At 75.6% G+C, this 10,795-nt stretch carries 9 protein-coding genes; 5 read left to right on the plus strand and 4 right to left on the minus strand.

The window, feature by feature from the left end; genetic code table 11:
* Nucleotides 1-155: 155 nt before the first annotated feature.
* Nucleotides 156-920, minus strand: a complete 765-nt coding sequence (locus OHB09_RS26430) for a tetratricopeptide repeat protein (protein ID WP_093600298.1) — start codon at nucleotides 918-920, stop codon at nucleotides 156-158.
* A gap of 257 nt (nucleotides 921-1,177) precedes the next feature.
* Complete coding sequence (locus OHB09_RS26435) at nucleotides 1,178-2,872, minus strand: PucR family transcriptional regulator (protein WP_328923063.1); 1,695 nt, start codon at nucleotides 2,870-2,872, stop codon at nucleotides 1,178-1,180.
* A 391-nt stretch (nucleotides 2,873-3,263) separates the two neighbouring features.
* Between OHB09_RS26435 and OHB09_RS26440 the strand changes: the two genes are divergently transcribed.
* The 4 genes from OHB09_RS26440 to OHB09_RS26455 are packed head-to-tail and all read left to right on the plus strand — an operon-like array spanning nucleotide 3,264 to nucleotide 8,235.
* Nucleotides 3,264-4,154, plus strand: coding sequence for an FAD binding domain-containing protein (locus OHB09_RS26440; protein WP_093600301.1), 891 nt, complete (start codon nucleotides 3,264-3,266; stop codon nucleotides 4,152-4,154).
* On the plus strand, nucleotides 4,154-4,627 hold the full coding sequence (locus tag OHB09_RS26445) for a (2Fe-2S)-binding protein (RefSeq protein WP_319118109.1): 474 nt from the start codon (nucleotides 4,154-4,156) through the stop codon (nucleotides 4,625-4,627). The genes OHB09_RS26440 and OHB09_RS26445 overlap by 1 nt, the downstream gene beginning before the upstream one ends.
* A gap of 3 nt (nucleotides 4,628-4,630) precedes the next feature.
* A complete protein-coding gene (gene pucD / locus OHB09_RS26450) occupies nucleotides 4,631-7,015 on the plus strand; it encodes a xanthine dehydrogenase subunit D (RefSeq protein ID WP_191892023.1) in 2,385 nt (794 codons plus the stop codon).
* A 53-nt stretch (nucleotides 7,016-7,068) separates the two neighbouring features.
* Nucleotides 7,069-8,235, plus strand: coding sequence for an XdhC family protein (locus tag OHB09_RS26455; RefSeq protein ID WP_191892022.1), 1,167 nt, complete (start codon nucleotides 7,069-7,071; stop codon nucleotides 8,233-8,235).
* A gap of 310 nt (nucleotides 8,236-8,545) precedes the next feature.
* On the opposite strand, the gene OHB09_RS26460 is transcribed toward OHB09_RS26455, so the two are convergent.
* Complete coding sequence (locus tag OHB09_RS26460; RefSeq protein WP_328922642.1) at nucleotides 8,546-9,070, minus strand: GNAT family N-acetyltransferase; 525 nt, start codon at nucleotides 9,068-9,070, stop codon at nucleotides 8,546-8,548.
* Nucleotides 9,071-9,140: 70 nt separating this feature from the next.
* Complete coding sequence (locus OHB09_RS26465; protein WP_093600313.1) at nucleotides 9,141-9,581, minus strand: SRPBCC family protein; 441 nt, start codon at nucleotides 9,579-9,581, stop codon at nucleotides 9,141-9,143.
* A gap of 123 nt (nucleotides 9,582-9,704) precedes the next feature.
* Between OHB09_RS26465 and OHB09_RS26470 the strand changes: the two genes are divergently transcribed.
* The gene (locus tag OHB09_RS26470; protein WP_319351715.1) at nucleotides 9,705-10,673 is read left to right on the plus strand and encodes an NAD-dependent epimerase/dehydratase family protein; all 969 of its coding nucleotides are present in this window, start codon (nucleotides 9,705-9,707) and stop codon (nucleotides 10,671-10,673) included.
* Nucleotides 10,674-10,795: the final 122 nt, after the last annotated feature.

The following is a 10,795-nucleotide window of genomic DNA, read 5'->3' on the forward strand; positions in this document are numbered from 1 at the left end:
GAGGGCCCGCTGCCCCAGGGGCGCGGGGAACTGCGCGACCGGCCCGGGGCGGGCCGCAGTCGCCGACGAGCCTTTGCCGCCCCGCCCGGTGGGCGAACCCGGCACCGCGGCGCGCCCCGTCCCGTCGCACCCCCGGCGCCGTCATGTGACGGCAGTCACAAGGACTCGGGGACGTGGGGGGCCAGCCAGGTGGGGACGCCGCCCAGGAGGCGGAAGAGGCGGCCCGCTTCGGCGCGCAGCCGTCCCGCCTCCGGTTCCGCCTCCGCCTCGGCCAGGGACACCAGCGCCGGCGCCGTGCCGACGAGGTAGCCCAGTTCCTCGCGGATCCGCAGGGACTCCGCGAACCCGTGCCGCGCCTCGGCCAACTCCCCTTCCCGCAGGGCGAGTCCGGCCAGGTGCCGCCAGGTGGAGGAGAGCAGCAGCGGGTCGTCGTGGGCCACGGCACCCGCGTGCGCCCGCCGGTAGGCCGCCTTGGCCGCCTGCGGCGAGCGGGTGATGTTCTCGGCGAGCAGCCCTCGCCGGAAGTCCAGTTGTGCCCGCGCCGCCTCGCCCGGCGCGATCAGCGCGGCCGCCCGCCCGAACGCGGAGCGCGCCTCGTCCGCCCGGTCCCGCACCCGCAGGAGCGTCGCCGCGTACGCGAGCTGGCCGCGCTCGCAGGCCGCGGCGCCCCGCTCCGCGTCGGTGTGGGCCAGCGCCTCGGCCGTGCGCAGCGCGTCCTCGGCCTCGTCCCACCCCTGTTCGGAGTAGAGGCAGCGCTCCACGAGCAGGGTCACGCGCTGCAGCGCGGCCTGCGCGGTGACCGGTTCGAGCAGGGCCGCCGCGTCCGTCCAGCAGGCGCGGGAGCGCAAGCGCCATATCGCGGTCTGGAGTGGATCGTCTCCTGCGGTCGTTCCGCTGCCGGACATGGCGGTGAACGCCACATTGCCCTCCCCGAGCGCGCCGTCGAGCTGTTGAGTGGTGGCGGCATTCCAGCACCAATGGCGGAGCCCGCCAAGGGGCTGGGTGAAGGATTTCACAAAGTCATGGTGCGCGGGTCGCGCCGGACCGCACGCCGGTGCCCCCGCGGCACACGCCCTCACGCGGGCGTTCGCGCACCCGCGCGCACTCCCGCGCCCCGGGGAGCGGCGCACTCCGCGCGCACTCCCGCGCCCGGGGCTGGGCACGCTCCCCGCTCCGCTCAGCTCATCCGCAGGGCCAGGAAGAAGTCCAGCTTGTCCTCGAGCCGGGACAGGTCGCGGCCGGTGAGCTGTTCGATCCGTCCGACCCGGTAGCGCAGGGTGTTGACGTGGAGGTGGAGCCGGGTCGCGCAGCGGGTCCAGGAGCCGTCGCAGTCGAGGAAGGCCTCCAGGGTCGGTATCAGCTCGGCGCGGTGCCGGCGGTCGTACGTGCGCAGCGGGTCGAGGAGCCGTGCGGTGAACGCCCGGCGCACGTCGTCCGGCACGAACGGCAGCAGCAGGACGTGCGAGGCGAGTTCGTGGTGGCCGGCCGCGCAGACCCGGCCCTGGCGCGCGGCGGCGACCCGGCGGGCGTGCCGCGCCTCCTCCAGCGCCCCGCGCAGTCCCTCCGCAGAGTGCACCGGCGCGCTGACGCCGAGGGTGAGCCGCCCGTCGCCGTCGAGCCCGGCGGTGAGCGGTTCCCGTACCGCGTCCAGCAGGGTGTCGGCGAGGAGCCCGGACTCGGAGCCGTCGTGCTCGGCCGAGACGGCCGGGAGGGGCACGAGCGCGACGGCCTCCTCGCCCGTGTGGGCGACCGCGATCCGGTCGGCGGGTTCGGCGCCGCCCGCCCGCGGGTCGACCAGGAGTTCCTCGAGCAGCGCCTGCGTCGCCTCCCCGCCCGTCCCGCCGGTACCGTCCCCGCTTCCGTTCCCGGGGTCCCCCGCCTCGTCCCACTCGACCCTGGCGACGACCACCTGCCAGTGCGGGGCGGCGCCGAGCCCGGGCAGCAGGACCGGAGCGGCGACCCGGAGCCGGGCCGCGATCTCGGCCGGTACCGCGCCCGCCTGCACCAGTTCGAGGACCTCCTGCGCCAGCCGCCGCCGCACGGTGCGCGCCGCGTCCCGGCGGTCCCGTTCCACGGCGATGAGCTGGGTGACGCCGTGCAGCAGGTCCAGCCGTTCCCCGGGCCAATCGCCGGCGTCCGCGGAGACCGCGAGCAGCCAGTCGGACAGCCGTGCCCCGCGGGCGTCCCCCGACTCGCGCGGCGGGTGGCCCTCGCGCACCGGGAAGAGGGAGTAGGGCTCCCCGTCCACGGTCACCCGGTACGGTGCCCGCCGGCCCGCGCGCACCGCCGTCAGGTGCTCGGCGGCCAGCCGGGCGCACACCTCGGCGGGCAGCGCCTCGCCGCGCCCGGCGACGATCCGGCCGGTGGGGGAGAGCACCCAGGCGCGCAGGTCGAGGTCGGTGCCGAGGAGGTCGAGGACGACGTCGGGGCCGCCGCCCGCCGGTCCGGAGGTCATCATGCGCCGGTGCCGGTCGACCACCGCGGCCAGATCGCCGGCCCGTTCCCCCGAGACCTGCCGCACGACGTACTCGGTGACCGTGGCGAAGGCCACCGACTCGTCGACGGCGAGCAGCGGCAGCCGGTGCCGGGCGCACGCGCTCACCAGGTCCTCCGGGACGCCGCTCAGCTCGGCGTCCCCGACGGCGAGGGCGGCGACCCCGGCGGCCACCAGGATGCGGACGAAGGGTTCCGAGTCGGCGGGACCGTGCCGCCAGGCGAGTCCCGTCAGGACCAGTTCGCCGCCCGAGAGGTAGCGGCCGGGGTCGGTCAGGTCCGTGGTCATCACCCCGCGCACGGTGCGGTCGAGTTCGTCCTGCCCGCCCAGCAGCCTCAGGCCCAGCGCATCGTTCTCCAGCAGTGCGCGCAGCCGCATGTCCTCGCCGCCGTTCTCGTGTCTCACAGCATGTCGGAAGGGTGTTCGCAACCGGGTGATTCCGGCCGTCACGTGCCGTGGCCCGGTGCGTAGGGGGCTTCGGGGCGGCTTCGCGCGAGAGCGGCCGGGTTGCCGACAACCTCCGTTCATATGAATCTACAAGATGATGGATGTGGCCAGCGAACTCCTTCGGGTTTTCCGTGACTGACCCGGACCACCGTGCCGCTGTGTACTGACCGCACTCCCCGTGCGCGGCGCACCGCCCGGGCCGGAGCCGCCGCCTCCGGCCTGGCGCGAATCGAACGGAGGAGCGTGCCTCGTGAACGGAGCGGCGTGCCTCATGCACCGTGCGTCCTGAACGGGGAGCGCGCACCGAACGAGGGAGCCGGTCATGGAATTCCTGCGCCCCGCCGACTGGGAGGAGGCGCTGGCCGCCAAGGCCGCGCATCCCGGGGCCGTCCCGCTCGCCGGGGGCACCGACGTGATGGTGGAGCTCAACCTCGGCCTCCGGCGGCCCGAGCGGCTCCTCGACCTCAGCCGCGTCCGCGAGCTCCACGAGTGGGAGACCGCCGCCGGCTCGGTACGCCTCGGCGCCTCCGTGCCCTACGCGACGATCATGGAGCGGCTGGGCCACCTGCTGCCGGGCCTCGCCCTCGCCTCCCGCACCGTCGCCTCCCCGCAGATCCGCAATCGCGCCGGCGTCGGCGGCAACCTCGGCACCGCCTCCCCGGCCGGCGACGCCCACCCCGCGCTGCTCGCCGCGGGCGCCGAGGTGGAGGCCGCCTCCGTGCGGGGCACCCGGCGCATCCCCGTCGAGGCCTTCTACACCGGCGTGAAGCGCAACGCGCTCGCCCCCGACGAGCTGATCCGCGCCGTCCACCTCCCCGTCGCCGACGGACCCCAGCAGTACGCCAAGGTCGGCACCCGCAACGCCATGGTCATCGCCGTGTGCGCCTTCGGCCTCGCCCTGCACCCCGCCACCCGCACGGTCCGCACCGGCATCGGCTCGGCCGCCCCGACCCCCGTACGCGCGGATGCCGCCGAGGAGTTCCTGGCCGGGGTCCTCGAAGAGGGCCGGCACTGGGACACCGGGCGCCCTCTCACCCCTTCGGCCGCCGCGGAGTTCGCCGCGCTGTGCGCCGCCGCCTGCGACCCGATCGACGACGTGCGCTCCACCGCCCGCTACCGCCGTCACGCGGTCGGCGTCCTCGCCCGGCGCACCCTGGCCTGGGCCTGGGAGGCCCACCGTGCCCGCCCCGACGCCTTCGAGGGAGCCGCCTGATGCACGTCGCTCTGACCGTCAACGGACGTCCGCTGCGGGCCGAGGACGTGTGGGAGGGCGAGTCCCTCCTGTACGTGCTGCGCGAGCGGCTGGGCCTGCCCGGCTCCAAGAACGCCTGCGAACAGGGGGAGTGCGGCTCGTGCACGGTCCGCCTGGACGGCGCTCTCGTGTGCGCCTGCCTGGTCGCGGCCGGGCAGGCGGAGGGCAGCGAGGTCGTCACCGTCGAGGGACTCGCCGACGGGGAGGAACTCGCCCCCGTCCAGCGGGCGTTCCTCGACGCGGGCGCCGTCCAGTGCGGCTTCTGCACCCCCGGCCTGCTGGTCGCGGCCGACGCACTGCTGCGGCGGCGGCCCGCCCCCGCCGACGAGGACATCCGCGAGGCGCTCGCGGGCAACCTGTGCCGCTGCACCGGCTACGAGACGATCATGGACGCGGTCCGCCTGGCGGCCGCCCGGCGCTCCGAGGGGGCCTGACCCGTGGCGAGGAACGGCCTGCCCACCGCCACGACCCGGACCACCGGCTCCGCCGGGGGCGGCGTCGGAGAGTCCGTCCCGCGTCCCGACGGCCGGCTCAAGGTCACCGGAGAGTTCGCCTACTCCTCCGACCTGTGGCACGAGGACATGCTGTGGGGCCGGACCCTGCGCTCCCCGGTCGCCCACGCCGAGATCCTCGCCCTCGACACCACCAGGGCGCTCGCCGTCCCGGGCGTGCACGCCGTCCTCACCCACGAGGACCTGCCCACCGCCGTCCGCCACTACGGCCTGGAGATCCCCGACACCCCCGTCCTCGCCCGGGACCGGGTCCGCCACCACGGCGAGCCGCTCGCCCTCGTCGCCGCCGACCACCCCGAGACCGCCCGCCGGGCCGCGGACCTCATCGAGATCGTCCACCGTGAACTGCCCCTCGTCACCGACGAGTCCAGCGCGCTCGCCCCCGACGCGCCCCTGCTGCACCCCGGCCGTACCGATCCCCACGCCGCTCACGTCCCGCATCCCAACGTCGTCCACCGCCAGCCCGTCCGGCGCGGTGACGTGGCGGCGGCCCGGCGGCGCGCCGACGTGATCGTGAGAGGGGAGTACGTGTTCGGCATGCAGGACCAGGCCTTCCTCGGCCCCGAGTCCGGGCTCGCCGTGCCCGCCGAGGACGGCGGCGTCGACCTCCACGTCGCCACCCAGTGGCTGCACGCCGACCGGCGGCAGATCGCCCCCGTGCTCGGACTGCCCGAGGAACTGGTGCGCATGACCCTGGCCGGCGTGGGCGGCGCCTTCGGCGGCCGGGAGGACCTGTCCATGCAGATCCACGCCAGTCTGCTGGCGCTGCGCACCGGCCGCCCGGTCAAGATGGTCTACGACCGCGCCGAGTCCTTCTTCGGCCACGTCCACCGCCACCCCGCCCGGCTGCGCTACGAGCACGGCGCCACCCGCGAGGGCCGGCTCACCCACGTGAGCGCCCGGATCGTCCTCGACGGCGGCGCCTACGCCTCCTCCTCCCCGGCGGTCGTCGGCAACGCCGCCTCGCTCGCCGTGGGCCCCTACGTCGTGGACCACGTGGACGTGGAGGCGCTCGCCCTCTACACCAACAACCCGCCCTGCGGCGCGATGCGCGGCTTCGGCGCGGTGCAGGCATGCTTCGCCTACGAGGCGCAGATGGACCGGCTGGCCGCCGAACTGGGCCTGCATCCTGTCGAGTTGAGGCGGCGCAACGCCATGTCGGAGGGCTCGACCCTGCCCACCGGACAGCGGGTGGACTCCCCGGCGCCGGTCGCCGAACTGCTGCGCCGGGTCCGGGAGCGCCCGCTGCCCCCTGCCCGCCAGTGGGAGACCAGCGAGGGCGTGGACGTGCGGCAGTTGCCGGGCGGCCCTTCGAACAGCACCCACGGCGAGGGCGTCGTCCGGGGCGTCGGCTACGCGGTCGGCTTCAAGAACGTCGGCTACTCCGAGGGCTTCGACGACCATTCGACGGCCCGGGTCCGCCTGGAGGCGACCGGCGGAGAACCCGTCGCCACCGTGCACACCGCGATGGCCGAGGTCGGCCAGGGCGGAGTCACCGTGCACACCCAGATCGCCCGCACCGAACTGGGCGTCTCTCGGGTGATCCTCGCCCCGGCCGACACCCGCGTCGGCAGCGCCGGCTCCACCTCCGCCTCCCGGCAGACGTACGTTACCGGCGGCGCCGTGCGCAACGCCTGCGCGCTGGTCCGCGAACGGGTGCTGGAGCTGGGCCGGCGTCGCTTCGGCGCGGCCGAACCGGCATGGCTCAGCGAGGAGTTGCTGCTCGCGGACGGCAAGGTGGTGACCGCCGGGGGAGAGGTGCTCGCCGGCCTCGGGGACGTGCTCGGCGGGGAGGCGGTGGAGGTGGAGCGCGCATGGCGGCACCGCCCGACCGAGCCCTTCGACCCGCACACCGGGCAGGGGAACGGCCACGTGCAGTACGCCTTCGCCGCGCACCGTGCGGTGGTCGAGGTCGACACCGAACTGGGCCTGGTGAAGGTCGTCGAACTGGCCTGCGCGCAGGACGTCGGAAAGGCCGTCAACCCGCTGTCCGTGACCGGGCAGGTCCAGGGCGGCACGGCGCAGGGGCTGGGCATCGCGGTGATGGAGGAGATCGTGGTCGACCCGGCCACGGCGCGGGTGCGCAACCCGTCCTTCACGGACTACCTCATCCCCACCCTCCTCGACACCCCGCCCATCCCGGTCGACCTGCTGGAACTCGCCGACCCGCACGCCCCGTACGGGCTTCGGGGCGCGGGCGAGGCGCCCACCCTGTCCTCGACCCCGGCGATCGTGGCGGCGATCCGGGACGCGACGGGCCTGGCGCTGCGCCGGGTGCCCGTGCGCCCGGAGCACATCGCGCCGGGCTGAGCCCCACCCCGGGACCGTACGGGAGGAGGGAACGAGGGAACGAGGGAACGCGCATGCTGGACATCGCCGAGGAACTGCACCGCTGGTTCACCGAGGGACGCGACCTCGCGGTGGCCACCGTGGTCGCCGTCGAGGGCAGCGCGCCCCGACCACCGGGGGCCGCCCTCGCGGTGGACCGGGCGGGAGAGGTGATCGGCTCGGTCTCCGGGGGCTGCGTCGAGGGCGCCGTCCACGCGCTGTGCCGGCAGGCCCTCGAAGACGGCCGCACCGTCCGCGAACGCTTCGGCCACGAGGGCGGCGGCAACGGCAACGACGCCGAGGGTGACGACGGCGATCCCCTCGCGGTCGGTCTGACCTGCGGCGGCGTCCTCGACGTCCTCGTCGTGCCGGTGCGGGCGGGGGACCCGCACCGGGAGGTGTACGAGGCCGCCGCCGCGCTCGCCGCGGCGGGCCGGCCGACCGCCCTCGCCCGGGTGGTGGCGGGCCCGGCGGCACGGTACGGGGGCCGGGCGCTGCTGCTCCACCCGGACGGCAGGCACACCGGCGGCCTCGGCGGCCCGCCCGCCCTGGACCGCACGGTGGCGGCCGGGGCGCGCGCCTTCCTCGACGCGGGCCGCACCGGCACGCTGGAGGCGGGGGAGCGGGGGTCCCGGTGCGGGGCGCCGCTCACGGTGCTGGTCGAGACGTCCCTGCCGCCGCCCCGGATGATCGTCTTCGGCGCGGTCGACTTCGCCGCCGCGCTCGTCCGGGCGGGCAAGCTCCTCGGCCACCACGTCACGGTGTGCGACGCCCGGCCGGTCTTCACGACGCGGGCACGGTTCCCGGAGGCGGACGAGATCGTCGTCGACTGGCCGCACCGCTACCTGGACCGCACCCGGGTCGACGCCCGCACGGCCCTGTGCGTGCTCACCCACGACCCCAAGTTCGACGTGCCGCTGCTGTGCCGGGCATTGCGGCTGCCGCTCGCCTACGTCGGCGCGATGGGCTCCCGGCGCACCCACGAGGACCGGCTGCGCCGGCTGCGCGAAGCGGGCCTGACGGAGGGGGAGTTGTCCCGGCTGCGGTCCCCGATCGGCCTCGACCTGGGCGCCCGCACCCCGGAGGAGACGGCGGTGTCCATCGCGGCGGAGCTGGTGGCGGTGCGGCGGGGCGGCACGGGCGTGCCGCTGACGGGGACGGAGCTTTTGATCCATCACGAGGCCGCCGTACGGATGGGCTGACCGGGCCGGCCCCGGGCGGGGGCGGTGGACGCGGCGCCGTACGGCCCGGCGACCCGGAGGATCGGAGGGCGGGCCCCACGGCACGGATCCCCCGTCCGCGCGATGCGGCCGCTCCGTGCGGTGCCCCCCGGGCCCGCCTCCACGGGCATGCTAGGACGCCCGGCCGCCCCGGGAATCAGCCTCGGGGAGGGCCGCCGCGTACCGCGTGGGTTTACCCGCGCCCCCTCTGCAACCAGCGCGGTACACCGGGCACGCGGCACCGGGCGCCCCGCAGCCGGCCCCCCCCGCACCCGGCGGGGCGCGTCCTCGCTCAGACCCGCGTGAACGGCTCCGCGTACGCGAAGGCGCCCCGCAGGGCGGGGTCGTACGCGGTGAGGGTGCGGACCTGGAAGAAGGCGCCCCACGCGGGGTCGGGCGGGGTGATGCCGAGGTCCGTGGCGGCGCGGAAGCCGAAGCGGCGGTAGTAGGCGGGGCTGCCGAGGAGGGCGACGAGCGGCTCGCCGAGGGCGTCCGCCGCGCCGAGTACGGTGTGGACGAGGGCGAGGCCGGCACCGCGGCCCTGGTGTCCGGGGCTCACGCTCAGCGGGCCGAGACCCAGGACGGGAGCGGCGCCGGCCCGGCCCCGGGTGCAGACCACGTGGCCGATCACCTCGTCCCGGTCGCCGAGTGCCACGAACGACAGTTCCGGCAGCCAGCCCTCGCAGGCGCGCAGTTCCTCCAGGAGGGTCACCTCCACGGGGACCGCCGGCCGCGGGGTCCCCGGCTTCGCGAAGGCGGCCGCCGTGACGGCACGTACGGCGGGAACGTCGGCGGGTGTCTCGCGTCGGATCAGCACCGGCACAGTCTGGCCGCCGGGGCGGGGGGCGACAACGGAATTCCGGGCCGCCGGACTCCGTCCCGGCCGGTCACACCGTCAGCAGGCGGTCCACGGCGTAGCCGTAGGCCCGGCGGGCGCCCGCGCGGACGGCGGGGTCCATCAGGCGGGGGACGGCGCGGACGCGGAGGTCCTCCTCCCAGACCACGCGGGCGCCGCCCGGGGGGTGCGGGTGGACGCGGAACTCCACCCAGCCGCGCAGCAGCCGGCCGTGCTTCTCCAGGCGGCAGCGGGCCGGGGTGTGCTCCGGCGGCGGTTCCCAGGCGGTGACCTCCATCGGGTCGTCGAAGCCGAGGGGGCCCACGCCGGTGCGGCCCACGAAGGCCGTGCCCTCGTGGGAGGGCGGCTCGGTGAGCACGGTGATGCGGGTCAGCGGGACGACGTCGGCGTGCAGCGGCCAGTCCGTCAGCCGCTGCCAGGCCTGGTCGACGGAGAGCCGCGGGGCGAGGCGCTCCAGCCGGAAGAGGGTCACGGGCCGATCGTAGGCGGGGAGCGGGCCGGGCGCCCGCCGAGGCGATTCCCGACAACAGGTGCACATCGTGACGAATGGGTACTCGCCGCGCACGTAGGTGAACGCGAGAGTGAGGAGAGGCCCGTGGACGTGCACACGTGGCGCCGCGCACTGGTGACGGGAGGGGCGGGTTTCGTCGGCTCGCACCTGTGCGAACGTCTGCTCGATCAGGGCGCGGAGGTCGTCTGCCTGGACAACCTCGCCACCGGCTCGCGCGGCAATGTCGCGGCCTTCGAACAACGGTCTGGTTTCCGCTTCGTGCGGGGCGACGTCACCGACCCGGCCGCGGTGCGCTCTCTGCCCGGCGCCTTCGACCTCGTGCTGCACTTCGCCTGCCCCGCCTCGCCCGTGGACTATCTGCGGCTCCCGCTGGAGACCCTGGAGGTCGGCAGCGCCGGCACCCGCAACGCCCTGGAGCGCGCCCGGCGTGACGGCGCGCGCTTCCTGCTCGCCTCCACCTCCGAGGTGTACGGCGACCCCCTCGAACACCCGCAGACCGAGACCTACTGGGGGAACGTCAATCCGATCGGGCCGCGCAGCGTCTACGACGAGTCCAAGCGCTTCGCCGAGGCGCTGGTCACCGCGCACCGGCAGGTGCACGGCACGGACACGGCGATCGTCCGCATCTTCAACACCTACGGCCCGCGCATGCGGACGGGGGACGGCCGGGCGGTGCCCACCTTCATCGCGCAGGCGCTGGACGGGATGCCGCTCACCGTCGCCGGGGACGGCGGCCAGACCCGCTCCCTGTGCTACGTCGACGACACGGTCGACGGGGTGCTCGCGCTGGCCGGGGCGGCGGGGGAGACGGGTCCGGTGAACATCGGCGGCAGTGACGAGATCACGGTGCTCGAACTCGCCCGGCGGGTGGTGGAGCTGACGGGGTCGTCGTCCCGGATCCGCTTCGTCGAACGCCCCGTCGACGACCCCGCGCGGCGCCGGCCGGACACGAGGCGTGCCCGGGAGGTGCTCGGCTGGGAGCCCCGCACCTCCTGGACGGCGGGCCTCGACCGCACGATCGGCTGGTTCGCGGCGCGACCCGTGGCGGCATAGCCGCGAAAGCGACAAATACCAATCAGTCGGGGCGAGTCGTATCAAAGAGTTTAATTCTGCTGCGGGAGGCCACTCGCCGTATCCGTAGGAACACGGTCCCCACCCGCCGAACGCGACGGAGT

This window comes from Streptomyces griseoaurantiacus (assembly GCF_036189845.1).
Classification (GTDB): Bacteria; Actinomycetota; Actinomycetes; order Streptomycetales; family Streptomycetaceae; genus Streptomyces; species Streptomyces griseoaurantiacus.

Coding starts and splice junctions, on each gene's coding strand:
- OHB09_RS26445 (WP_319118109.1), top strand. CDS start 4,154: ATGCACGTCGCTCTGACCGTCAACGGACGTCCGCTGCGGGCCGAGGAC.
- OHB09_RS26455 (WP_191892022.1), top strand. CDS start 7,069: ATGCTGGACATCGCCGAGGAACTGCACCGCTGGTTCACCGAGGGACGC.
- OHB09_RS26435 (WP_328923063.1), bottom strand. CDS start 2,872: ATGCGGCTGCGCGCACTGCTGGAGAACGATGCGCTGGGCCTGAGGCTG.
- OHB09_RS26440 (WP_093600301.1), top strand. CDS start 3,264: ATGGAATTCCTGCGCCCCGCCGACTGGGAGGAGGCGCTGGCCGCCAAG.